Consider the following 23,590-nt stretch of genomic DNA (forward strand, 5'->3'; position numbering starts at 1 on the left):
GCGTCCCGCCTCGGCGTGCTCAGTAGCCGACGCCGAGCTTCTCGTGAACGCCCTCGCCCGATTCGAGTTCGTCGACCAGCGCGATCGCGAAGTCCTCCATCGAGACGTAGCTGTCGCCCTCGTCGTCCGTCACCAGTTCGTCGACCGCGGTGCGGTACTCCCCGGTTCGCTCGCCGGGTTCGATCAGCGCCGCCGGCGCGACGTAGGTCCACTCGAGGTCGTCGGCCCCCTCGAGGCGCTCGTAGGCGTCGATGGCGGCGCTCGCGACCGGGACCCACTCCTCGGGGAACTCCTCGGTCTCGATGAGGCGGGCGTCGGGGCCGACACGGAGGATGCCCGCGCCGCCGGTCCAGACGAGGCGGTCGACGCCGGCGCGGCGCATCCCCTCGATCACCGCCTCGATCATCGTCGTCAGCACCTCGGGGTCCTCGTCCTCGCTGGGGCCGAGCGCGGAGACGACGGCGTCGTGGCCGGCCGCGAGCTTGGCGACCGCGTCGGCGTCGGTCGCGTCGCCGGCGACCGCGTCGAAGTCGGGGTCGTCGACGCCATCGACCGCGCCGCTCCGGGAGACCCCGGTTACGCGGTGATCGCGTCGGAGGAGTTCCGTCGCGGTTCGTCGTCCGATCCGTCCGCTCGCACCGAGTAGGAGTACGTCCATGGTGAGTGTCCGACGACGTGTGGTCACGCCGTCACACCTACTGTTGGAGAGTGACCGTCAAATAGTTCCGCGAACGTAGGCGTGACCAGGTCACACCGATGTCATCGACCACCGACCTCGAAGCCAAGTACCGGAACTGTCCCGTGATCGAGACGCTCGAACAGATCGGCTCCCGCTGGCGGATGACCGTCATCCACGTGCTCAGGGAGGGCGAACTGCGGTTCAACGAGCTCAAGCGCGCTACCGACGCCAACTCCCAGACGCTCTCGCGCGTGCTCGACGACTTGGAGGAGCAGGGGTACGTCGAGCGGCGGGTCACGGAGGGAAGCCCCGTCGCGGTCTACTACTCGCTGACGCGGAAGGGCGAGGAGCTCCACGGCGCGTTCGACGAGATCGCCGAGTGGGCGGAGACGTGGCTCGACGAGTGAGGATCAGTCGGCGTCGACGTGGCGTTCGATCCGCGCGACGTTCCGTCGGTTGGCTTTCCAGACGATGTCGAGGGCGTCGCCGACGATCGGGACGCTCCCGAGCGTCGCTTCGATCAGAACGAGCAGCAGCATCCAGAGGCAGGCGCGCTTGGGCAGCCCCAGCCGATACCCCTGGTAGACGATGTACGTCGACGGGAGGACGGTGAGCCAGTCGCCGGCGATCGGCAGGAGGCCGACGATGCCGTCGACGCCGATCTCGCCGATCAGCGGGAGCGTGAACGCCGCGTCCAGCAGCTCCGCGACCGCGCGGGCCCGGGTGAGCCGAGCCGGCTCGGCCATCTACAGTCGGCTCTCGGCGTCCTCGGCGAGCTCCTGCATCCGCTTGCCGATCCGGCCGGCGGAGGAGAACTCGTCGTCGCTCATCGCGTTCGCGAGCGCGTTGCCCAGCACGAACACGGCGTGTTTGTGCTCGCTCTTGGATTTGTGGACGTGTGAGGGGTCCACGTCGAGCTCGTCGTACTCGTCGAACGTCCCGTCTTCGACGTCCTCGCGGTCCCGGAAGTTCTCCATGATGATGACCATCTGTTCGTGGAGTTCGAGCAGTTCGTCCTTGTGCATACCCGAACCACGCGGTTCCGGCGGTTAAACGTTATTGGGGGGAACTCTCATACGGGCGATCGATAGCCGACGCTCTCGACGGCGAGCGATACTCGTAGAAGGCGGCGTCAGAAGACGTACTCGTCCTCGTGGCCCATCATGCCCTCCTCCTCGTACTCGGGCTCCTCGTCGTCCATGGGGCCGCTGGTCTTGTAGGCTTTCAGTCCCGTCGAGAGCAGCTCCTCGACGGCCTCGTTTCGGTCCACAAACTCGCCCTGCTCGACGAGCTGTGCGATCTGCATTTCAAGGTGCTCGGGGACAGTGAGATCGACCTTGGGCATCTGTCAGGGGGGTTTGGCACAGCGGGTATTTAAGTTCGTTGGCGCGGTCGCCGGAGCCGAGAACGAACCGTAGAACCGCCATCACGCCGGTTCGCGGTCTCGTCACGCCCGATGGCACTCCACCGATTCCGATAACCATAGGTGAACGGGTCCACTGGGTTCGGGTATGACTACGGACGTGACGGCGCTCCACGAGGAGTTCGACGGCGAGCGCCTCCCGCCGGGCCAGCGGCAGACCGAGAGCTTCCCGGTGCTCTCGAAGGGGGAGACGCCGGCCGTCGACGACGACTGGACGTTCACCGTCTCCGGCGCCGTCGAAGATGAACGAGAGTTTACTGCCGAGGAGTTCCGCTCGCTCGCGCCCGAGACGCAGGTGCAGGACTTCCACTGTGTCACCGGCTGGTCGAAGTTCGACTGCGAGTTCACCGGGCTGCCGTTCCCCGAGCTCGCCAACGCGGTCGGGGTACGGGACGACGCCGAGCACGTCATGTTCCACGCCCACGACGGCTACACGACCGACCTCCCGCTCGCGGACTGTGACCGCCGGGAGGTCATGTTCGTCTGGGCGTTCGACGGCGACCCCCTCCCCGCGGAACACGGCGGGCCGCTCCGGGTGGTCACGCCCCACAAGTACGCCTACAAGGGCGCGAAGTGGGTGAAAGGCGTCGAGTTCCTCACCGAGCCCGAGCTCGGCTACTGGGAGAAGCGGGGGTACTCCGACTCCGCGAACCCGTGGAACGAGGAGCGGTACAGTTAGGGCCGACCACCGAAAAGGGAGAGCAGATGGAGTCACCGCGGCAGGCCGGCATCGACCCGGCCGAGACGACGCTCGTCGCCGAGAGCCGGGAGGTGCCGGACGCCTCGTTCCGCGCGTTCCTCGCCGGCCGGGGAGCCCCGCGTGTCCACTGGGCCGCCCCGGACGGGCTGGAAGTGGTGGGTGCGGGCGAGGCCGCCCGGCTGACCGGCGAGGGGACCGAGCGGTTCGCGACGGTTCGGGACGCCGCCGAGACCACGTTCGCCGGCGCGGAGACGCCGGACGGCGCCGCGAGACCCAGATTCTTCGGCGGCGCCGCGTTCCACGACGACCACGAGCCCGCACCGCCGTGGGAGGGGTTCCCGCCGGCGACGTTCGTGCTCCCGCGGGTCCAACTGGTCCGCACCGACGACGCGACCCTCCTCACGGTCGTCCGCGCCGACGGCGACGGCGACGCGCTCGCACGCGACGTCGAGCGTATCGCCGACAAGATCGCCGAGCTCCCCGCGATGCGCCCCGTCGGCGACCCGCCGGGCGTCGTCGCCAGCCGCCGCACGACCACCGAGGCGGAGTGGGCCGCGGGCATCGAGGCGGCGATCGAGCGCATCGAGGCCGGCGACCTCCGGAAGGTGGTGCTCGCGGTCGCGCTGGCGGTCACGCTGGAGGAGGAAGTCACGATCCCGGACACGCTGGAACGGCTGCGGCGCTCCTACCCCGACTGCTTCCGCTTCCTGATCCAGCCGACCGACGAGGCGGGCTTCTTCGGCGTCCCGCCGGAGCGGCTGGTCCGCCTCGACGGCCGTCACGCCCGCACGGAGGCGCTCGCGGGCACAGTCGCACGCGGGGAGACGCCCGAGGAGGACGCCACGCTCGCCGACTCGCTGCTCGAGAGTGAGAAGCTCCAGCACGAGCAGGCGCTGGTTGCCGAGGCGATCGAGGATCACCTCTCCCCGATGGGGGAGGTGACCGTCGCCGAGCAGGGCGTCCGCAAGCTGGCGACCGTCCAGCATCTCCACACGCCGATCGAGGCCGATCTCCACGACGACCGCCACGTGCTCGACCTCGTCGAGGCACTGCACCCCACGCCTGCGGTCGGCGGCCTGCCGCCGGCGACTGCCGAGCGCGTGATTCGGGAGACCGAGACGTTCGAGCGCGGCTGGTACGCCGCCCCGGTCGGCTGGTTCGACGCCGACGGCGACGGCGAGTTCGCGGTCGGCATCCGTTCGGCGGTGGCCGGCGGCCGGCGCGCCACGCTGTTCGCGGGCAACGGGATCGTCGCGGACAGCGACCCCGAGGCCGAGTGGGACGAGGTCGGGCTGAAGCTGGAGCCGATCCTCGCGGCGTTGGGGGAGTGACGGCGCGGGGGGAGCGCCGGACTCACCCGTCGATCGGCTCCGACCAGTACGCTCGGAGCACGTACGCGACCGCACCGACGACGGCCGCCTGCACGTAGAGGAACGCGTAGATCTCCACCCAGAGCCACGGGGGGCCGCCGGCGAGCAGAAACTCGTTGTAGAGGAACGTATCGAGCAGCAGCGCGGCGACGATCGCCGGCGCGCCGACGAGCAGCGCTTCCCGCGGGATGACGCCCCACTCCGAGAGCGCGACCAGCGCGCCGGTCGCGGCGAACACACCGAGGGTGACACGGCCGAGGAGGATCGCGACGTACCGATCCGACTGGAGGGCCATACTCGTCGGTTGTGCGCCGACTCGCAAGGCGTTTTCCCCGCGGTTCGCATCGATCCGCCGAAGGGCATATATGTCGACCGGCCAACCTCGGTATCGATGTCGCTACGGCGGCTCGTCGAGGAACACGAGGGCGCCCAGCGAGGGCTCGTGCTCGCGAACCGGAGCCAGCCCGAGCAGCTCCGCTCGATGCTCGCCGGGATGTTCACCGAGCAGTCGGTGACCGTCGACGAGGCCGCCGTCGAGGGGGTCCCCGAGAACACCGTGCTGTTGCTCGACGGGGAGGGGAACGTGCTCGCGGAGTCGCCGCTCTCGGCGGTGTCGGAGTCGCTGCTGTTCACCAACTCCGACGCGTTCGTCACCGGCTCGACGAGCCTCGCGGAGACGAACCTCCCGGCGGTGATCACCGGGCTCGAGGGGGTGCAGTTCCGGCTCCGTGGCTACCCCCAGTCACACAAGGAGAAGCTCCTCCTGATCGCGGTCTCCCGACACATCGAGCGGGCCGCGTGGGAACACGACGCCGGCACCCACCGCGCGTCGTTCCAGCGGCTCTCCCGGATCGTCGACGAGCAGGGGACCCAGCGAGTGTACCGCCGGCTGGGCGAGAGCGGCGTCGACACGCACGTCTACGGCGTCGACGACGGCGGCGCCGAGCGGGCGGCCGAACTCGGCGTCACCGTCCACGCCGGCGATTCCCCCGACTACCGCGACTCGTGGTTCGTGGTCCATCGCCCGCCCGACGCCGAGCAGCCCGGCGGGCCGGAGCCGCTGGCGCTGCTGGCAATTCAGGGCGACGACGGCGTCTGGGACGGATTTTTCACCAGCGACCGCGAGGAGGCGCTGGCCGTCGACGACTACGTCCGCCGGGAGCTCTGAGTCGGGGTCGGCGGCTTTATGTCACGGACGCTCCAACGGTCGCGTATGTCCACCAAAGCCAAACTGCTGCTGGTGCTCGCGTTCGTGACGCTCGTCTACTTCCTCGTCGGCGGTGACGCCGAACCGGTGGAAGTCGAAGTCGAGTCCGAAGAGTAAGCCAACTGCGGCGCGTGACCTGCTGCGCGCTCCGTCGCACAGCGTTCTTTCGACACCCTTCCCAGTAGCGCCCCGGCCGCCGGGAGCGAACCACTTACCCGACGCCCCGCCCAGTTCTCCACCATGTACGGGGTCGTCACGCGCAACGAGGAGGAGGTAGAGTGGTCGGCGTTCGACCAGGGGTTCTACGAGGTGAAGGACGTGACCGGCCGGGCCGCGGAGCCGCTGCCGAACGCGGTGAACATGGTCTCCTGTTTCGGCGACACCGCGGCCGGCGAGTCCAGCCCCGAACTCCTCCCGGTCGACGACGAGGGGAACGAGGCGACCCGCGAGCAGCCCTACTTCGACTGGGGGTACGTCTGCCCGACCCACGAGGGGTATCGAGAGGGGCTGCTGGAGACGATCGCGGACTGCGCCGCGGCCAACGAGGACGTACGCCTCGACGACGTTGGGTTCCCGCGCGCGGAGTACTGTCGGTGCGACCGCTGTGAGCGGCTGTTCGCCGAAAGCGAGTACGAGGACCGGTTCGACTGGCGCGGGAGCGTGATCACCGAGTTCGTGAAGGAGGCCAGCGAGCGCATCCCCGGGCGGACGTATCTCACGCTCTACCCCGACCCCTACCCGGGCCACCTGTTCGAGCGGGCCGGGCTGGACCTCTCGATGCTGTCGGCGTACGTCGACGAGTACGTCGTCCCGCTGTACGACACCCACTACAGCACGACGTACTGGCTGGAGACGATCGCGTCAGGGTTTCAGGACCTGCTGGGCTGGTCGCCGGAGACGCCCGAGGCCGGCACGCCGTTCTCGATCGAGCTGTACGCCGTCGACGTGGACGTGGACGACCTGATCCACGCGACGGAGGTGGCTGAACGCTACGGGAAGGACACCTTCTTCGGCTACGACGCCAGCAACGCTCAGGCCGCGATCCGGCGGAAGAACGCCGACGAGCGCGAGGGCGTGAGCCACGGCTGACCGGCGCTCGCCGCAACAGCGCTTACCTACCCCCCGCCCCAACCCTGCCCCATGTACGACAGTATCCTCCTCCCCGTCGACGAGGCGGCCGTCGAGAGCAGCCTGCTCTACCACGCCGCCGAACTCGCGAACTGGGACGACGCGAGCGTCGAACTGCTGTACGTCGCCGACACCAGCCGGGACAGCGTGACCGTCGCCGGCGACGGCGACGTGATCGACGCGCTGGTCCGGGAGGGCGAGGACGTGGTCGAGGAGGCCTCCGAACTGCTCGACTCGCTGGGCGTCGAGTACACCACCAGCGTCGAGCAGGGGACGCCCGCGAAGACGATCGTCGACTACGCCGAACACGAGGACCACGACCTGATCGCGATGCCGACCCACGGCCGCGAGGGGCTCTCGCGGTACCTGCTGGGCAGCGTGACCGGGAAGGTCGTCCGGCTCGCGCCGATGCCCGTGCTCACCGCGCCGATCGAGGAGGAGGGGTTCGAGTTCCCCTACGGCGGCCTCCTGCTCCCCACGGACGGCAGCGATCAGGCGCTCCGGGCGGCCCGACACGGCCTCGACTTCGCGGCCGAACTCGACGCCGACGTGCACGTCCTCACCGTGACCGACGACTCGCTGCTGGCAAGCGCCGGCGACGTGGTCGGCGAGGGCGAGGGGACCGCGCAGGCGGCCGTCGACGAGGTGGTCGAAGCCGCCGAGGTCCGCGGGATCGACGACGTGACCACCCACGTCGAGACGGGCGATCCGGACGACGAGATCCTCGCGACGGTCGAGGCGGAAGCGCTGGACGCGGTCGTGATGGGCGCGACCGGCCGCGACGGGATCGACCGCGTGCTGCTGGGCAGCGTCGCCGAGAAGACGGTCCGGCAGGCCGACGTGCCCGTGATCACGGTCGGCGAGAACTGAGACGCCGTCACGCGCCGCTTCGACGGCGAAACGGCCGGGAGGTTTTCCTGTTCCCGAGCGATCGTTTCGGGTATGGCCGAACACCACATCCCGAAGGGCGTCAGCCTCGACACCCTGAAGGAGATCCTCGCGGGGTGGACGAAAGCCGGGGCCGACGAGGAGCCGCAGTACACCTCGGCGGTCGAGGAACGCACCAGCGTCTCGGACGCGGTCGGCCGGCAGACACGGTTTCTCGAGGAGCTGGGCGTCCTCGAACCGCACCGGCAGAAACACCGACTGACGGGTGCCGGCGCGGCGCTCGCCGACGCGCTCGCGGCCGGTGACGACGAACGCGCCCGGGAGGAGGCGCGCGAACTGCTCGCGGACTGGCCGCTCACCGACGAACTCCGCGGCGTGCTCGCCGAGAACCCGACCGACGAGGAGATGCTCCTCCCGATCCTCGCCGACCTGACCGAGCAGGACATCGACGCCGCCCGCGTGGAGCCGGGGCTCTCCACGCTGCTCGACGCCTACGAGTGGGCCGGGCTCCTCGACCGCGACGACGAGGGACGGTACCGGCTTCCCGTGACGGACAGTGAGTCGGGTGAGAACGGCGAGTCCGACGAGGCAGAAGCCGAAACGGTACCGGGCCCCGACGAGGCGGCCGACTCCGGGGCCGAGCGAGCAGGAGGAACCGGGGCGGCGGCCGAAGAAGCGACAGGAACCACAGACGCTGCTGCCGAAGGCGGTGACGAACCCGTCGAGGGGAAGCCCGAGAGCACGGCTGAACCGGCGGCGGAAGCCCCGGAGTCGGAGGAGCCACCGGAGTCGATCCAGCGAGCGATCGAGGAGATCGCCGAGACGGCCGAGGCGGCGAAGGCGGCCGCCGAGGAGGCAAAGGCGGCCGCCGAGGAGGCAAAGGCGGCCGCGGCAGCGGACGCCGGCGAGGGCGGGGACTCTGCCTCCACGGACTCCGCGGCGGCGTCCCAGCCGCACACGCTCTCGCTGAGCGTCGACATCGACGCCGACTCGGACGAGCTGGAGGCGATCGTCCGCGGCGTCAAGCAGGGCCTGCAGGAGGAGTCCGGCGAGGTAGACGGGTAGCGGACCGAACCCACAGAGCTTCATAGCTCGACTCGGAACGCCCGGCCATGTCACCGGGGGCCCGTTCGTCGAGCCGGTCCGACCGCGCGGGCCGTCTCGCGCTCCGGACGCTGGTCGGGCTGTCGGTCCTCTCGCTCGCGCTCCGGCTGTTCGACCTCGGCGGCCGAGTGTTCCACTGGGACGAGGGCCGCGTCGGCTACTGGATCCTGCGCTACCACGAGACCGGGCAGTTCCACTACCGGCCGATCATCCACGGCCCGTTCGTTCAGCACGCCGACGCGTTGCTGTTCCACGTCGTCCCGGCGACCGACTTCTGGGCGCGGTTCCCGGTCGCGGTCGTCACCGCCGCGCTGCCGCTGACGGCGTGGCTGCTGCGCGACCATCTCGACGATCGGGAGGTCGTCGCGCTGGGGCTGCTGCTGACGGTCCAGCCGCTGTTGCTCTACTACTCGCGGTTCATGCGCTCGGACATGCTCGTGGGCGCGTTCGCGTTCGCGGCGTTCGCGCTGCTCGTCCGCGCCTCCGATACACGCCGGCTCGCGCCCGCGGTCGCCGCGAGCGCGGCGCTCGCGCTCGGCTTCGCGAGCAAGGAGAACGCGATCCTCTACGTGGCCTGCTTCGGCGGCGCCGCCGCCGTCTGCTACGACCACCGCCTCGTGCGCGCGGCCGTCAGCGGTGAATCGCGAGGGTGGAGCCGCGTCCGGACCGACTTCGCGGGCGTCGAGGCGTGGATCGACCGCCGCGCGGGTCGACTTCCGGGGATCGTCTGGCTCGGCGGTCCGCTCACGGCGCTTTCGGGGACGTTCCTCGCGGTCACGGCCCTCATGTACGCGCCCCGGCCGGAGATCTGGGGGGCGTTCTCCTCCGTCGGGAGCCTGCTCGACGTGCTCGACGCCGCGCTGGTGGAGACGGCCGAAGCGCTGGTGGACACGTGGCTCGAACGTGACGGCGGCGACCGCTCCTACCTCGCCTTCTTCCACGACACGCTGGAGACGCTGGCGTTCGGCGCGCCCGTCGTCCTCGGGCTGGCGCTCGTCGGAACTCTCACGGACGGCTACGGGATCGCCGACGCCCGCAGCGAACCACGCCGCCGCCTGCTCGTCGCGTTCTGCCTCTACTGGGCGGCCGCCAGCGTCGTCGGCTACCCGATCGCGACCGACATCCAGGCGCCGTGGGCCGTGACGCACGTGATCCTCCCGCTGACGGTGCCCGCCGCAGTCGGCGTCGGCGCGCTGGTCGGTGCCGTCGAGCGGGAACTGACCACGGAAGGAGAGTCGGTCGTCGACGCGCTCCGCCGCGTTGCTGACGGTGAACGCCTCCACCTCGGCACCACGGCGCTGGTCGCGGCGCTGCTGCTCTCGGCGGGCACCGTCGGCGTCGTCGGCCTGAACGCCGACTACTGGAACAGCGCGAGCGAGGAGGACAAGCAGGTGCTCCAGTGGGCCCAGCCCGGGAACGACCTCCAGCGAACGATGGACGACGTGGCAGCCATCGCAGCCGAGAACGACGGGACGGACGTGCTGTTCTACGGCACCAGTGCCGGCGGCGGGACGCAGTTCTACGTCGCGAACGAGTCGAGCCTCGACCAGCCGCCGCCGGGCGGCCCGTCGTGGCACTCCCGGCTGCCGCTCCCGTGGTACCTCGAACGCGCCGGCGCGAACGTGAGTTCCAGCGCGCCCGACACGCCGCCCGACGAAGCGCTCGCGGACGCCCCGCCGGTCGTGATCGCCCACGACGACGCGCGCGAGGAGATCGCCACCGAACTCGACGGCTACGCGGTCCGCGAACACCGCTTCAAGCTCTGGGGCGAGGAGATCGTCGTGTTCCTCGACCGGGACGCGCTCCCGACTGAGTGACCACGAACGTGCCCATATCGATCCCGATCCAGCAATCCTTATACACACTCGTCCGGAATCGTCGCGCATGAGCGTCACGCTACCCGGACCAACGCTCGGCGTCGTCGGCGGCGGGCAGCTCGGCCGGATGCTCGCCGAGGCCGCGTCGCCGCTGGGCGTCGACGTGGTCGTGCTCGACCCGACACCCGACTGCCCGGCCGCGCGTGTCGCCGAGCAGATCGAGGGCGAGCTCGACGACCCCGAGGCCGTCCGCGAACTGGCCGAGCGCGCCGACGTGCTCACGTTCGAGATCGAGACCGCCGACCCCGACCTGCTCGCGGACGTTCGTGCCGAGACCGGGACGCCGATCCACCCCGACCCCGAGACGCTGGCGGCCACGGGCGACAAGCTCCGGGAGAAGGAGATGCTCGCGGGCGCGGAGATCCCCGTCCCGCGGTTCGTCCCGGCGGACTCGCCGACCGCCGCGGCGGCCGCCGTCGACCGCTTCGGCGGGGCGATGCTGAAAGCCCGCGAGGGTGGCTACGACGGCCGGGGGAACGAGCCGGTGACCGACGCCGCCGACGCCGAGCACACGCTGGAGACGGTCGGCGGCGACGCCGTGGCGGAGGAGCTGCTCAACTTCGACCGCGAGCTCGCCGCGATCGGCGTCCGCGGGGCCGACGACGAGACCCGGGTGTTCCCCGTGACCGAGACGATCCACCGCGAGGAGATACTGCGCGGGACCGTCTCGCCGCCACGGGTCGACGACGAAACTCGGGAGCGCGCCCGCGAGGTCGTCGCGGACGTGCTCGCCGAACTCGACGGCCGCGGCGTGTTCGGCGTCGAACTGTTCGACGTGGACGGGGAGATCCTCGTCAACGAGATCGCCCCCCGGCCGCACAACTCCGGCCACTGGACGATCGAGGGCGCCGAAACGTCACAGTTCGAGCAGCACGTCCGCGCGGTGCTCGGCTGGCCGCTCGGCCCCGTCGACCGCGTCGCCCCCACCGCGTCGGCGAACATCTTGGGCGACGTGGACGCGCCCGAAGAGGCGACGCTCTCGGGCGTCGACGCCGTGCTCTCGGCGCCGGACGCGAGCCTCCACTGGTACGGGAAACGGGAGGCCCGGCCGCTGCGGAAGATGGGCCACCTCACCGTCACCGACCCCGGCGCCGCGGACGCGACCGACGCCCTGACGACCGCCGAATCGCTGCGCGAATGGCTCACCTTCACCCAGTAACCATGCCTTCAGTCACCGACCTGATCGACCGACTCGAATCGGACGCCGCCGCCGACCGCCCGGACGACGCCACACCCGACGTGGGGGTGATCATGGGGTCGGACTCCGACCTCGACACGATGCAGGGCGCGTTCGACGCGCTCGACGCGCTGGGCTTCTCGGAACAGACCGACCACGCCGACCCGCCCGAGGGGCGGTTCAGCTACGAGTCCTACGTCGTCTCGGCCCACCGCACGCCCGACCTGATGTACGCCTACGCCGAGACCGCCGAAGATCGCGGGCTGGACGTGGTGATCGCCGGCGCGGGCGGGAAGTCCGCCGACCTGCCGAACATGACCGCCTCGATCGCGTTCCCGCTGCCCGTGATCGGGGTTCCCGTACAGGAGAAGTCCGTCGACTCCGTGATCGGGATGCCGACGGGCGCGCCGATCACCGCCGTCGACGCCGGGAAGTCGTACAACGCCGCGCTCTCGGCCGCGCAGATCCTCGCCCGCGAGTACCCCGAGGTCCGGAAGCGACTCGAGGAGCTCCACGACGAACGCCGCGAGGGCGTCGGCGACGTGTCCGCCGCGCTGCACGATCTGGGCGTCGAGAAGTTCCGACAGCGGTAGCCCAGTCGACCCCGCGAGATCCCCCGCGATCGCGGTACGAACCCACACGCTCGCCCGCGCGGGGAAATGAACGCTTAAGAGCCGTGGGGTCGAACCCCGGAAACGTTACGGAGAACCCGATATGAATCCATGGATAGCTATCGGCGCGTTGGCGCTTGTGGCGGTCGGCATTCCCATTGCGATGATGGCGGTGTCGGCGCTACTTCGTCCCAGCGTGCCTGAACAGGGGAAAAGCGCCGTCTACGAGAGCGGCGAGATCCCGACGGGGACGACGCGCATCCGCTTCAACATCCAGTACTACATGGTTGCGCTGCTGTTCGTCGTCTTCGACATCGAGACCGTCCTCATCTTCCCGTGGACGGTCATCTACCGACCGGCCCTCGAAGGGGGCGCCTCCATGATGGAGGTGCTCGCGCCGATGCTGGTGTTCATCGGGGTGCTGGTCGTCGGGCTCGTCTGGGCGTGGCGGCAGGGCGCCGTGCAGTGGGTGTCCAGTCCGCGCGCGCTCGAGGAGAAGACGGAGGCAAACCAATGAGTAGCGAACGAGAACTCTTCCGCACCGACGACGCACAAGTACAGACTGAGACCCGCGACGCCCGCATGAGCGGGCAGGGCGACCGGTTCAACTCCAAGCTTCGCGAGGCGTTCGGCTCCTCGCCGTTCATCCTCACGAAGTTCGACAAGTTCATGAACTGGGTCCGGGGCTCGTCGATGTTCATGCTGCAGTTCGGGATCGCCTGCTGCAGCATCGAGATGATGCACACCTACGCGGTCAAGCACGACCTCGACCGCTTCCACGCCGGCGTGCCGCGGGCCTCGCCCCGGCAGGCCGACGTGATGATCGTCCCGGGGACGATCGTCTCGAAGTTCGCCCCGCGGATGAAGCGCGTGTACGACCAGATGCCCGAGCCGAAGTTCGTCGTCGGCATGGGCTCCTGTACCATCTCCGGCGGCCCGTTCCAGGAGGGGTACAACGTGATCAAGGGCGCCGAGGAGGTCATCCCGGTCGACATCCACGTCCCGGGCTGCCCGCCCCGCCCCGAGGCGCTGGTGTACGGCGTCGCGAAGCTCCAGGAGCGGATCGCCAACGGCGAGGCGTCGCCGGTGACGGTGAAGCCGTACGAGCTCGAACAGTTCGGCGACCTCGAACGCGACGAGATCGTCGACGAACTCGCCTCGGAGATCGACGAGGAGGACCTCGTGATGCGGTACAACTGGGCTGATTCACCATGAGCCTGCAGGAAGAATCGGAGACGCCGGAGATCGAAGCCGGCGAGACCGAGCTCGAGGCGCTGCTCGGCGACCTCGTGGTCGACCGCGACGACCACATGAACGCGCCGGCGTTCGTGATCCGGCCCGACACGGTACAGGAGACGCTCGGGCGGCTGAAGAACGAGGGGGGCTACGACCACCTCTCGCTGGTCACCGCCGAGGAGTACCCCGACCGCTACGAGTCGATCTACCACCTGAAGAAGTTCGACGACCCGACCGACGAGGTCAGCGTCGTCGTGCCGACCGACTCGGAGAACCCCGTCAGCGAGTCGGCGGAGCCGGTGTTCCGGACCGCCGACTGGCACGAACGGGAGGCGTACGACCTGGTGGGCGTCGAGTACGACGACCACCCCGACCTGCGGCGGATCCTCCTGCCCGAGACGTGGCAGGGCCACCCGATGAGCCGGGACTACGACCAGGACCGACCCCAGATGGTCCCGCTGCGGGAGAACGCGAACCCGCTGCAGGAGGACCAGCGCGCCGACTCCGACTCGGACACGATGTTCGTCAACATCGGTCCCCACCACCCGGCGACTCACGGCGTGCTCCACCTCGAGACCACGCTCGACGGCGAGCAGGTGATCGACGTGGAGCCGGACATCGGCTACCTCCACCGCAACGAGGAGCAGATGGCCCAGAAGAGCACGTACCGCCACCAGATCATGCCGTACCCCGACCGCTGGGACTACATCTCGGCGGGGCTGCTCAACGAGTGGGCGTACGCCCGCGCGGCCGAGGACCTCGCGGACATCGAGGTGCCGGAGTACGCACAGATCATCCGCACCATGGGCGCGGAGCTCTGCCGGATCGCGGCCCACATGCTCGCCGTCGGGACGTTCGCGCTCGACATCTACGGCGACTTCACCGCGATCTTCATGTACGCGATCCGGGACCGCGAGAAGGCCCAGAACATCCTCGAGGACCTCACGGGCCAGCGGCTGATGTTCAACTACTTCCGGCTCGGCGGCGTCGTCTGGGACCTGCCCGAACCCCGCGAGGAGTTCTTCGAGAAGGTCCGGACCTTCGTGAACGAGCTCCCCGAGGCGCTGGAGGAGTACCACGACCTCATCACGGGCAACGAGATCCTCCAGATGCGGACCGTCGACACCGGGATCCTGCCGCCGGAGGTCGCGAAGAACTACGGCGCCACCGGCCCGGTCGCCCGCGGCTCGGGCATCGACTACGACATCCGCCGCGACGATCCCTACGGCTACTACGACGAGCTCGACTGGGACGTCGTGACCGAGGACGGCTGTGACAACTTCAGCCGCCTGCTCGTCCGGATGCGCGAGGTCGAGGAGTCCGCGAAGATCATCGAGCAGTGTGTCGACCTGCTCGAGGACTGGCCCGAGGAGGAGCGCAACATCCAGGCCAACGTCCCGCGGACGCTGCGCCCGGACGACGACACGGAGATCTACCGCACCGTCGAGGGCGCGAAGGGGGAGCTCGGCGTGTACATCCGCGCCGACGGCACCGAGAAGCCCGCCCGGTTCAAGATCCGGAGCCCGTGCTTCTCGAACCTCCAGACGCTGCCGGAGATGAGCAACGGGGAGTACATCCCCGACATGATCGCGGCGCTGGGTAGCCTCGACATCGTGCTCGGGGAGGTGGACCGTTGATGCTGCAGGCCGAGACCCCGCTGCCGGACCTGCTCGCGAACCTGCTCGGGCTCGGCGGCTTCGGCGCCGTCGGCGAGTTCGTCGCCGCGCTGCTGGCGGCCTTTATCGTCGGCAACGTGATGCTCGCGATGACCGGCGTCGCCGGCCCGTGGGCCAAGCGGAAGATCACCGCGAAGTTCACCGACCGCATCGCCGCCGACCGGATCGGCCCGAAGGGGATCGGGACGATCCCGGCCGACGCGCTCCGGCTCCTCTCGAAGGAGCTGATCGTCCCCGAGGGCGCCGACCGCCCCGCGTGGGACGTGGCGCCGCTGATCGTCGCCGGCTCCGCGATGCTCGGCTTCGCGGTGATCCCGATGGGCAGCGGCATCCAGCTCGCCGACCCCGAGGTCGGGCTCGCGTACGTGTTCGCGGTCGCGTCGATCGCCAGCCTCGGCATGGTGATGGCGGGCTACGCGTCGAACAACAAGTACTCGATGCTGGGCGCGCTGCGTGCGGTCGCCCAGAACCTCGCCTACGAGATTCCCCTCGTCGTGACGGGGATCTCAGTGGTGCTGTTTACGGGCTCGCTCCGGATGAGCGAGATCGTCGCCGTCCAGCAGGAGACGCTGGTGTCGATCGGCGGCCTCGCGATCCCGTCGTGGTTCGCGATCGTCAATCCGTTCGCGTTCGTCCTGTTCCTCGCGGCCAACGTCGCCGAGGTGGGGCGGAACCCGTTCGACATCCCGGAGGCGCCGACGGAGATCGTCGCGGGGTTCCAGACCGAGTACTCCTCGGTGTACTTCGTGCTGCTGTACCTGGGTGAGTTCCTGCACATCTTCCTCGGTGGCGCCATCACCGCGGTGCTGTTCCTCGGCGGCGCGGCCGGCCCCGGCCCGGAGAGCATCGGCTTCCTCTGGTTCGTGGTGAAGATCTGGGCGTTCTTCCTGTTCACCCAGTGGCTGCGCTCTGCGGCGCCGCGCCTGCGTATCGACCAGCTGATCGAAGTCGGCTGGAAGGGGATGCTCGAGCTCTCCTTCCTGAATCTGGTGCTCACGGCCCTAATCGTGGGGGTGGTTGTATGATCGGAATCCTGAAAGGCATGGCAACGACGATGAAGCACGCGTTGGACGGCAACACCTTCACGGTCGAGTACCCGGAGGTCGCGCCCGAAGTGAGCCCGCGGTTCCGCGGGGTCCACAAGTTCAGCCAGGAGCGCTGTATCTGGTGTCGGCAGTGTGAGAACGTCTGCCCCAACGACACCATCCAGATCGTGATGGACGAGCAGCGCAACGGCGAGCAGTACAACCTCCACGTCGGGCAGTGTATCTACTGCCGGCTGTGCGAGGAGGTCTGTCCCGTCGACGCGATCCTGCTGACCCAGAACTTCGAGTTCACGGCGGACACCAAAGACGAGTTCGCCTACAACAAGGAACAGCTGAAGAACGTCCCGTGGTACAAGGGGAGCGATCCCCTCGAAGCCCGCAACCCCGACCGATCCGCGTGGGTCGGCGAGGGCGCGGGCGAGGTCGACTACCAGTAAACAATGGTCACAGAGACAATCACGTTCGCGCTGTTCGCCGCCGTGACGCTGGGGTGTGCGCTGGGGGTCGTCCTCGTGAAGGACCCGTGGCACTCAGCACTCCTGCTCGGCGGCGCGCTGACGAGCCTGGCGGCGCACTACGTGATGCTGCAGGCCACGTTCCCCGCGGCGATGCAGATCCTCGTCTACATCGGGGGCGTGCTCGTGCTCATCACGTTCGCCGTCATGCTCACGCGAACCGAGCAACCGAAATCGGAGGTGTACAGCTAGATGGTCACGAAACCGGAACTCAAGGAGGACGCCAACTACGTCAACGGGCTGGCGGCGTCGGTGCTGTTCGTCGTGCTCGCGGCGGTGTTCCTCACGAGCGGCTTCGGCGAGGCGGCGGGCTTCGCCGAGGACGCGTCGCTGGTCGCGGGGATCGGCTACGCGCTGATGGACTTACAGAGCATGTCGGCGATCGCCGTCGAGGGCTTTCTCGCGGCGTTCGAGATCATCGGCCTCGTGCTGGTGGTCGCGACCGTCGCCGCGGTCACGCTGGCCCGTCGGGAGGCCGAGGGCTCGTACGTGACCGCGCTGACCGACGGTGGCCGCGAGGCGGCCGGCCCACGCTCCTCGGAACGCAGCGAGGAGCCTGACGAGGAGGTGGCGGACTGATGGTCCCCATCGAGTACTACCTCGTGCTGTCGGCGGCGGTGTTCTCCATCGGCCTCTACGGCCTGCTGACCCGGGAGAACGCGCTGCTGTTCCTGATGTCGGTCGAGCTGATGCTCAACGCCGCGAACATCAACTTCGTGGCGTTCAGCCTCCAGTGGGGGAACCTCACCGGGCAGGTGATGAGCCTGTTCGTGATGGGGCTGGCTGCGGCCGAAGTCGCTGTCGGCATCGGCATCATCCTCGTGCTGTACCGTAACTTCAAGGACGTCGACGTGACCCTTCCGCAGTCGATGAGGTGGTAAGATGGTAGGAGCATTCGACTACGCACCGGCGATCGTACTGCTACCGTTCCTCTCGTTCTGTCTCGCGGTCGGGGTCGCCCTCTCCGGGCGGGACCTGCTACCGAAAGGTGGCGCGCTCCCCGGGATCGCGGCGACCGCCGGCTCGCTGCTGCTCTCCGCGTGGGTGTTCCTCACCGTCAGCGGCGGCGAGACGTACAACGAGACGATCTACACGTGGGCCGCCGGCACCGAAGCGACCGGCAGCCTGAGCCAGCCGCTCGAACTGACGTTCGGCCTGCTGCTCGACCCGCTGTCGGCGATGATGCTGCTCATCGTCTCGCTGGTCGCGCTGCTGGTCCACGTGTTCTCGCTCGGCTACATGAACGACGAGGACGAGACGGGGCTCCCCCGGTACTACGCCGGGCTGGGCCTGTTCACCGCCTCGATGCTGGGGTTCGTCGTCGCCGACAACCTCCTGATGGCGTTCATGTTCTTCGAGCTGGTCGGGCTCTGCTCGTACCTGCTGATCGGCTTCTGGTTCCGGCAGGCCGGCCCGCCCAGCGCCGCGAAGAAGGCGTTCCTGGTCACCCGCTTCGGTGACTACTTCTTCCTGATCGGCGTCGTCGCCGTGTTCGCGACGTTCGGCACGGCGCAGTTCGCGGGCGAGCACTCGTTCCCGCATCTCGCCGAGCAGGCGATCAACGGCGAGGCGACGGTGAACACGTTCCTCGGGCTCGGCCCCGAGGCGTGGTTCACCGCGATCGGGCTGCTGGTGCTGGGCGGCGTGATCGGCAAGTCCGCCCAGTTCCCGCTGCACACGTGGCTGCCCGACGCGATGGAGGGCCCCACCCCCGTCTCGGCGCTGATCCACGCGGCGACGATGGTCGCGGCCGGCGTCTACCTCGTCGCCCGGATGTACGGGTTCTACGCGCTGTCGCCCACCGCACTCGCCGTGATCGCGCTGGTCGGCGCGTTCACCGCCCTGTTCGCGGCGTCGATGGGGCTGGTCAAAAACGAGATCAAGCAGGTGCTCGCGTACTCCACCATCTCCCAGTACGGCTACATTATGCTGGGGCTGGGCGCCGGCGGCTACGTCGCCGGCACGTTCCACCTGCTCACCCACGCGTTCTTCAAGGCGCTCCTGTTCCTCGGCGCCGGCTCGGTGATCATCGCGATGCACCACAACGAGGACATGTGGGAGATGGGCGGCCTGAAGGAGAAGATGCCCGTCACCTACTACACGTTCCTCGCGGGCTCGCTCGCGCTCGCGGGCATCGTCCCCTTCGCCGGCTTCTGGTCGAAGGACGAGGTGCTGTACGAGGCGCTCGTCCACGGGCTCGGCACGACGAGCGGGCTCGGCACCGCGCTGCTGGTGGCCTACGGCATGGGCCTGATCGCGGTGCTGTTCACCGGCTTCTACACGTTCCGGATGGTGATGCTCACCTTCCACGGCGAGCCCCGCTCCGAGACGGCCGAGGAGGCCAGCGAGGGCGGCTGGAACGTGAAGCTCCCGCTGGTCGTGCTGGGGATCCTCGCGACGACGGTCGGGTTCGTCAACATGGTCCCGGTCAAGGACCTCACTGGTGCGGAGATCGACTTCCTGCACAAGTGGCTCTACGGGACGGAGGGCGCCGGCTGGGCCGAGGCGCTCGGCACCAGCGGCTACCACTACCACCATCTGCTGGTGGCCGACTACGGGGCCGGCATCGCGGCGGCGGACCTGCCGTCGTACCTCGTCGGCCTGCTCTCGCTGGCGCTGGCGCTGTTCGGCGCGGGCGCGGCGTACGTCCTCTACGGCGGCGCCGACCCCGAGCCCCACACCGAGAAGCTGGGCAGCCTGCGTGAAGTGCTGTACAACAACTACTACCAGGACGAGTACCAGGTCTGGCTCGCGGAGCGCGTCGTGCTCCCGCTGTCGAAAGTCGCCGACACGTTCGATCAGGCGGTCGTCGACGGCGTGGTCAACGGCGCCTCCAGCGTGAGCCTGTTCGGCGGCTCCCGGATCAAGCGGATCCAGGACGGGCTCGTGACACACTACGCCGCGATGCTCACGGTCGGCCTGACCGTGTTACTCGTCGGCTTCGCGATCTACGGAGGGTGGTTCTGAATGATCATCGAGACGCTCATCGGCTTCACGTTCGTCGCCGCGCTGGTCACGTTCCTCGTCCCCGACGAGGTCGCGAACCGCGTCGGCGCGGCGCTGAGCCTCGTTCCCCTCGTGGGAACGCTCTGGATGTGGACACAGTTCGACGGGAGCGGCAACGCCCTCACGGGCGGGACGCTCGCGTTCGAGACGCAGTTCGACCTGCTGACGCTGTCGGGCTATCAGGTGCAGTGGTTCACCGGGCTCGACGGGATCAGCCTGCCGCTGGTCGTGCTGACGGCGTTCCTGACGACGCTCGCGATCGTGAGCGCGTGGACGCCGATCGACACGCGGCAGTCGCAGTTCTACGGGCTGATGCTGTTCATGGAGGCGAACCTGCTGGGGATGTTCACGGCGCTTGACTTCTTCGTCTGGTTCGTCTTCTGGGAGGCCACCCTCCTGCCGATGTACTTCCTGATCGGCGTCTGGGGCGGCCCGCGCCGCAAGTACGCGGCGATCAAGTTCTTCGTCTACACGAACGTGGCGAGCCTGCTGATGTTCGTCGGGTTCGTCGCGCTCACCTTCGGCGGCCTCGGCGACAGCATCGACACGCTGGCGCTGCCGGAGGTCGCGATGGCGCTGAACGCCGGCGGCAACGTGAGCTCGTTCATGGGGCTCGCCCCGGACACGCTGAAGCTCGCGGCGTTCCTCGCGATGTTCGTCGGGTTCGCGGTGAAGGTGCCCGTCGCGCCGCTGCACACGTGGCTGCCGGACGCCCACGTCGAGGCACCCACGCCGGCGTCGGTGATGCTGGCGGGGGTGCTGCTGAAGATGGGGACGTACGCAATGTTGCGGTTCAACTTCACCATGCTGCCGGACGTGGCGAGCGATCTCGCGATCCTGATCGCCGCCCTCGGCGCGTTCTCGGTGATCTACGGCGCGATCCTCGCGCTGGCACAGGAGGACCTCAAGCGCATCGTCGCGTACTCCTCCGTCTCGTCGATGGGGTACGTGCTGCTCGGCCTGATCGCGTTCACCGAGTTCGGTGTCGCCGGCGCAACGTTCCAGATGATCGCCCACGGCCTGATCTCGGGGCTGATGTTCATGGCCGTCGGCGTCATCTACAACACCACCCACACCCGGATGGTCGGCGACATGTCCGGGCTGGCCGACCGGATGCCCGTCACGGTGGGCATCCTGATCGCCGGCGCGTTCGGCTACATGGGGCTGCCCCTGATGGCCGGCTTCGCCGGGGAGTACTTCATCTTCGTCGGCTCGTTCCACTCCACGGTGATCCCGAGCGCGCCGCTTTTCACCGCGGCGGCGATGTTCGGGATCGTGATCGTGGCGGGCTACCTGCTGCTCGCGATGCAGCGCACCCTGTTCGGGCCGTTCAGCCTCGACGCCGACTACGAGGTCGGCCCGGCCCCGTTCCACGACGTGGCGCCGCTGGCGGTGCTGCTGCTGGCAGTCATCGCGCTCGGCGTCGCCCCTGACCTGTTCCTCGACATGATCCAGAACGCGATCGCCCCGCTCGTCGGAGGTGGTGCCTGATGGTGACGGCACCGCCGCTGACGCCGACGTTCCTGCTGGGGCTCACGGCGCTTGCGGTGTTGCTCTACGACAGCGTGTGGCCCGACTCGACCGACGCGAGCGTCCTCGCGGGTATCTCGGTCGTCGGCTCGCTCGCGTCGCTGGGGACCGCTGGCTGGTTCCTGACCGCCGACACCGGGCTGGCGGCCGAGGGCATCTCGCTGTACGCCGACGCGGTCGTCGTCGACGGGATGTACCTGTTCTTCACCGCGCTGTTTGCCGCGGTGACGATCCTCGTCTCGCTGGCGGCGTACGACTACTTCGACGGCGGCAACCGCGGCGAGCTGTACGGGCTGGTGCTGCTCGCGACGACCGGCATGTCGCTGATGGCGAGTGCGAACTCGCTGGCGACGGCGTTCGTCGCGCTGGAGCTGGTCAGCCTGCCGTCGTACGCGCTTGTGGCGTTCCTGAAAGACGACCGCGGGAGCAGCGAGGCCGGTCTGAAGTACTTCCTGATCGGCGCGCTCTCCTCGGCGATCTTCGTGTTCGGCGTCTCGCTGATCTACGGCGCCACGGGCTCGCTGCTGCTGCCCGACGTGGCGGCGGCGTTCGAGTCCGGGCTCGGCGACCGGACCGGCATCGCCGGCGTCGGCGTGCTGATGGTCGCCGGCGGCTTCCTGTTCAAGACCGCCGCGGTGCCGTTCCACTTCTGGGCGCCCGAGGCGTACGAGGGCGCGCCCGCGCCCGTCTCGGCGTACCTCTCCTCGGCCTCGAAGGCCGCGGGCTTTGCGCTGGCGTTCCGCGTGTTCGTCGTCGGCTTCCCGATCGGGGCCGCGACGGGCGCCGGCATCGACTGGGCGCTGCTGTTCCAGATCCTCGCGGTGGCGACGATGGTGCTCGGTAACTTCGCCGCCGCCACCCAGGAGAAAGTCAAGCGGATGCTGGCGTACTCCTCGATCGGGCACGCCGGCTACGTGCTGATCGGCCTCGCCGCCATCTCGGCGGAGGCCACGACGAACGGCGACGTGATGGGCGCCGCGATGGCCCACCTGTTCGTCTACGGCTTCATGAACACGGGCGCGTTCCTGTTCGTCGCGCTCGCCGAGAACTGGGGCGTCGGGCGCCGGTTCGAGGACTACAACGGGCTGGGCGCCGAGAAGCCGTTCGCCGCGGTGGCGATGACGGCGTTCCTGTTCTCGCTGGCGGGCGTCCCGCCGCTGGGCGGCTTCTTCTCGAAGCTGTTCCTGTTCGCGGGCGCCGTCGAGGCCGGCCTCTGGTGGCTGGTCGTGATCGCGGTGATCAACAGCTCGCTCTCGCTGTACTACTACTCCCGCGTCGTGCGGGCGATGTGGTTCGAGGAGGGCGAGCACGACCTCGCCGGCGCGCCGACCGCGCTGTACGCCGCGCTGGCGATCGCGCTGGTCGGGACGGTGCTGCTGCTCCCCGGCTTCGGTCCGGTGATCGAGACCGCACAGGAGGCCGCGACGGCGCTGTTCGCCTGACCGGCACCGCGTCCTTTTACTCGAAGACGCCACGCACCGCCGCGGAGAGCTCCGACTCGCGATCCATCTTCAGCCCGTCCGTGGTGGCGACGACGCTGGTGTCGCCGATCCGGATCCGAGTGACGTAGCCGCGGTCGAACTCACAGACCGTTCGACCGCCGTCCGCGAACACCGCACACGACGCCCCCTCGGCCATGACTTCGTGAACCGGGCCGTCGGCGCCGGGCGCGAGGTCGCTCCGGCGGTAGAGCGTCCCGCTGTACTCCGGGCCGTCGACGCTGACGCTCCGAAGCCGGTCGCCGACGACGCCCCGGCAGGCGTGTTCGAGGGCGCTCAACCGCTGGTCGGTCGCGTTGTCCGCCGATCGAACCATGTCCCTCATTAACAATGCACACGATTATCAATCTAACGCCGATCCACCCGACAGACACAAACACCCCGCCGGCGATCCACGGTGTATGCACGCACGCGTCACGGAGTTCGCGGAGCTCGCCGAGGAGCGCTACGGGCTCGCGGTCGACCCCGTCGAGTTCCCCGAGGAGGGGACGCCGACGGCCGCCGACGCCGCCGAGGCGGTCGACTGCGAGATCGGGCAGATCGTGAACAGCCTCGTGTTCGACGTCGATGGCGACGCAGTGCTCTGTCTCACCTCCGGCGCCGAGCGTGTCGACGAGGCGGCGATCGCCGAGTGGGCCGGAGTGAGTGTGGGGGACGTGTCGATGGCCTCGCCCGATCTGGTGCGGTCGTCGACGGGGTGGGCGATCGGCGGCGTCCCGCCGATCTGCCACGAGAGCGACCTGCCGACGCTGTTCGACCCCGCGCTGCTCGCGTACGACACCGTCTGGGCCGCCGCGGGAACGCCCACGTCGATGTGGTCGATCGAGCCCGAACGACTCCGCGAGACGGCCGACGCCGAGGCGGTCGCGTTCACCGAGTGACGCGATCGGGTGGCGGCGGATCGCTACCCTTATGCCC

General features: G+C 69.0%; 28 protein-coding genes. 22 read left to right on the forward strand and 6 right to left on the reverse strand.

The features are described 5' to 3' along the window. Positions 1-19: 19 nt before the first annotated feature. Positions 20-658 carry an NAD(P)-dependent oxidoreductase gene (locus tag ACQUSM_RS04950; RefSeq protein WP_435116336.1) on the reverse strand — a complete coding sequence of 213 codons (639 nt, stop codon included), beginning with the start codon at positions 656-658 and terminating at the stop codon, positions 20-22. Positions 659-756: 98 nt separating this feature from the next. Between ACQUSM_RS04950 and ACQUSM_RS04955 the strand changes: the two genes are divergently transcribed. Continuing rightward, positions 757-1,086 carry a winged helix-turn-helix transcriptional regulator gene (locus tag ACQUSM_RS04955; protein ID WP_435116338.1) on the forward strand — a complete coding sequence of 110 codons (330 nt, stop codon included), beginning with the start codon at positions 757-759 and terminating at the stop codon, positions 1,084-1,086. Positions 1,087-1,089: 3 nt separating this feature from the next. On the opposite strand, the gene ACQUSM_RS04960 is transcribed toward ACQUSM_RS04955, so the two are convergent. The 3 genes from ACQUSM_RS04960 to ACQUSM_RS04970 all read right to left on the reverse strand — a co-directional run bounded on the left by ACQUSM_RS04960 (position 1,090) and on the right by ACQUSM_RS04970 (position 2,024). Further along, positions 1,090-1,425 carry a DUF4112 domain-containing protein gene (locus ACQUSM_RS04960; protein WP_435116340.1) on the reverse strand — a complete coding sequence of 112 codons (336 nt, stop codon included), beginning with the start codon at positions 1,423-1,425 and terminating at the stop codon, positions 1,090-1,092. Next, a complete protein-coding gene (locus ACQUSM_RS04965) occupies positions 1,426-1,704 on the reverse strand; it encodes a UPF0058 family protein (protein ID WP_053947744.1) in 279 nt (92 codons plus the stop codon). Positions 1,705-1,811: 107 nt separating this feature from the next. Continuing rightward, positions 1,812-2,024, reverse strand: a complete 213-nt coding sequence (locus tag ACQUSM_RS04970) for a DUF7120 family protein (protein ID WP_053947743.1) — start codon at positions 2,022-2,024, stop codon at positions 1,812-1,814. A gap of 166 nt (positions 2,025-2,190) precedes the next feature. On the opposite strand from ACQUSM_RS04970, the gene ACQUSM_RS04975 reads away from it, so the two are divergent. Next, positions 2,191-2,781, forward strand: a complete 591-nt coding sequence (locus ACQUSM_RS04975; protein ID WP_435116343.1) for a sulfite oxidase-like oxidoreductase — start codon at positions 2,191-2,193, stop codon at positions 2,779-2,781. A gap of 26 nt (positions 2,782-2,807) precedes the next feature. Further along, entirely contained in the window at positions 2,808-4,133 is a 1,326-nt protein-coding gene (locus ACQUSM_RS04980) for an isochorismate synthase (protein WP_435116345.1), read from the forward strand. A gap of 22 nt (positions 4,134-4,155) precedes the next feature. Here ACQUSM_RS04980 and ACQUSM_RS04985 read toward each other — a convergent pair whose 3' ends face one another. Next, a complete protein-coding gene (locus ACQUSM_RS04985) occupies positions 4,156-4,467 on the reverse strand; it encodes a hypothetical protein (protein ID WP_435116347.1) in 312 nt (103 codons plus the stop codon). 96 nt (positions 4,468-4,563) lie between these two features. Between ACQUSM_RS04985 and ACQUSM_RS04990 the strand changes: the two genes are divergently transcribed. From ACQUSM_RS04990 to ACQUSM_RS05075, 18 genes are all read left to right on the forward strand, one after another. Further along, positions 4,564-5,340, forward strand: coding sequence for a DICT sensory domain-containing protein (locus ACQUSM_RS04990; protein ID WP_435116349.1), 777 nt, complete (start codon positions 4,564-4,566; stop codon positions 5,338-5,340). Between the two features lie 279 nt (positions 5,341-5,619). After that, a complete protein-coding gene (locus ACQUSM_RS04995; RefSeq protein ID WP_435116351.1) occupies positions 5,620-6,468 on the forward strand; it encodes a hypothetical protein in 849 nt (282 codons plus the stop codon). A gap of 51 nt (positions 6,469-6,519) precedes the next feature. After that, positions 6,520-7,377 carry a universal stress protein gene (locus tag ACQUSM_RS05000; protein WP_435116353.1) on the forward strand — a complete coding sequence of 286 codons (858 nt, stop codon included), beginning with the start codon at positions 6,520-6,522 and terminating at the stop codon, positions 7,375-7,377. Positions 7,378-7,449: 72 nt separating this feature from the next. Next, entirely contained in the window at positions 7,450-8,460 is a 1,011-nt protein-coding gene (locus ACQUSM_RS05005; protein WP_435116354.1) for a hypothetical protein, read from the forward strand. Between the two features lie 47 nt (positions 8,461-8,507). Then, complete coding sequence (locus ACQUSM_RS05010) at positions 8,508-10,316, forward strand: flippase activity-associated protein Agl23 (protein WP_435116356.1); 1,809 nt, start codon at positions 8,508-8,510, stop codon at positions 10,314-10,316. 67 nt (positions 10,317-10,383) lie between these two features. Beyond that, entirely contained in the window at positions 10,384-11,535 is a 1,152-nt protein-coding gene (locus tag ACQUSM_RS05015; RefSeq protein WP_435116358.1) for a 5-(carboxyamino)imidazole ribonucleotide synthase, read from the forward strand. A 2-nt stretch (positions 11,536-11,537) separates the two neighbouring features. Beyond that, positions 11,538-12,146 (forward strand): 5-(carboxyamino)imidazole ribonucleotide mutase, encoded by a 609-nt coding sequence (gene purE / locus ACQUSM_RS05020; RefSeq protein WP_435116360.1) that lies wholly within the window; start codon positions 11,538-11,540, stop codon positions 12,144-12,146. Positions 12,147-12,267: 121 nt separating this feature from the next. Continuing rightward, positions 12,268-12,681, forward strand: coding sequence for an NADH-quinone oxidoreductase subunit A (locus ACQUSM_RS05025; RefSeq protein WP_435116362.1), 414 nt, complete (start codon positions 12,268-12,270; stop codon positions 12,679-12,681). Beyond that, positions 12,678-13,379 carry an NADH-quinone oxidoreductase subunit B gene (locus ACQUSM_RS05030; RefSeq protein ID WP_053947731.1) on the forward strand — a complete coding sequence of 234 codons (702 nt, stop codon included), beginning with the start codon at positions 12,678-12,680 and terminating at the stop codon, positions 13,377-13,379. Before ACQUSM_RS05025 ends, ACQUSM_RS05030 begins: the two co-directional genes overlap by 4 nt. Beyond that, positions 13,376-15,037 (forward strand): NADH-quinone oxidoreductase subunit D, encoded by a 1,662-nt coding sequence (locus ACQUSM_RS05035; protein WP_435116364.1) that lies wholly within the window; start codon positions 13,376-13,378, stop codon positions 15,035-15,037. Before ACQUSM_RS05030 ends, ACQUSM_RS05035 begins: the two co-directional genes overlap by 4 nt. Next, a complete protein-coding gene (locus ACQUSM_RS05040; protein WP_435116366.1) occupies positions 15,037-16,101 on the forward strand; it encodes a complex I subunit 1/NuoH family protein in 1,065 nt (354 codons plus the stop codon). Before ACQUSM_RS05035 ends, ACQUSM_RS05040 begins: the two co-directional genes overlap by 1 nt. Then, on the forward strand, positions 16,098-16,559 hold the full coding sequence (locus ACQUSM_RS05045; RefSeq protein ID WP_435116368.1) for a NuoI/complex I 23 kDa subunit family protein: 462 nt from the start codon (positions 16,098-16,100) through the stop codon (positions 16,557-16,559). Before ACQUSM_RS05040 ends, ACQUSM_RS05045 begins: the two co-directional genes overlap by 4 nt. A 3-nt stretch (positions 16,560-16,562) precedes the next feature. Beyond that, positions 16,563-16,829, forward strand: a complete 267-nt coding sequence (locus ACQUSM_RS05050) for an NADH-quinone oxidoreductase subunit J (RefSeq protein WP_435116370.1) — start codon at positions 16,563-16,565, stop codon at positions 16,827-16,829. Then, entirely contained in the window at positions 16,830-17,216 is a 387-nt protein-coding gene (locus tag ACQUSM_RS05055; RefSeq protein WP_435116372.1) for a proton-conducting membrane transporter, read from the forward strand. Continuing rightward, positions 17,216-17,518 (forward strand): NADH-quinone oxidoreductase subunit NuoK, encoded by a 303-nt coding sequence (gene nuoK, locus ACQUSM_RS05060; protein ID WP_435116374.1) that lies wholly within the window; start codon positions 17,216-17,218, stop codon positions 17,516-17,518. Before ACQUSM_RS05055 ends, nuoK begins: the two co-directional genes overlap by 1 nt. Position 17,519: 1 nt before the next feature. Continuing rightward, on the forward strand, positions 17,520-19,604 hold the full coding sequence (nuoL, locus tag ACQUSM_RS05065; RefSeq protein ID WP_435116376.1) for an NADH-quinone oxidoreductase subunit L: 2,085 nt from the start codon (positions 17,520-17,522) through the stop codon (positions 19,602-19,604). Next, the gene (locus ACQUSM_RS05070; RefSeq protein WP_435116378.1) at positions 19,605-21,134 is read left to right on the forward strand and encodes a complex I subunit 4 family protein; all 1,530 of its coding nucleotides are present in this window, start codon (positions 19,605-19,607) and stop codon (positions 21,132-21,134) included. After that, positions 21,134-22,615, forward strand: coding sequence for an NADH-quinone oxidoreductase subunit N (locus ACQUSM_RS05075; protein WP_435116380.1), 1,482 nt, complete (start codon positions 21,134-21,136; stop codon positions 22,613-22,615). The genes ACQUSM_RS05070 and ACQUSM_RS05075 overlap by 1 nt, the downstream gene beginning before the upstream one ends. A 16-nt stretch (positions 22,616-22,631) precedes the next feature. Here ACQUSM_RS05075 and ACQUSM_RS05080 read toward each other — a convergent pair whose 3' ends face one another. After that, the gene (locus ACQUSM_RS05080; RefSeq protein WP_435116382.1) at positions 22,632-22,988 is read right to left on the reverse strand and encodes a DUF7522 family protein; all 357 of its coding nucleotides are present in this window, start codon (positions 22,986-22,988) and stop codon (positions 22,632-22,634) included. Between the two features lie 85 nt (positions 22,989-23,073). On the opposite strand from ACQUSM_RS05080, the gene ACQUSM_RS05085 reads away from it, so the two are divergent. Continuing rightward, the gene (locus ACQUSM_RS05085; protein WP_435116384.1) at positions 23,074-23,553 is read left to right on the forward strand and encodes a YbaK/EbsC family protein; all 480 of its coding nucleotides are present in this window, start codon (positions 23,074-23,076) and stop codon (positions 23,551-23,553) included. The last annotated feature ends 37 nt before the right edge of the window (positions 23,554-23,590 follow it).

Source organism: Halolamina sp. C58, assembly GCF_051195095.1.
Lineage (GTDB): Archaea > Halobacteriota > Halobacteria > Halobacteriales > Haloferacaceae > Halolamina.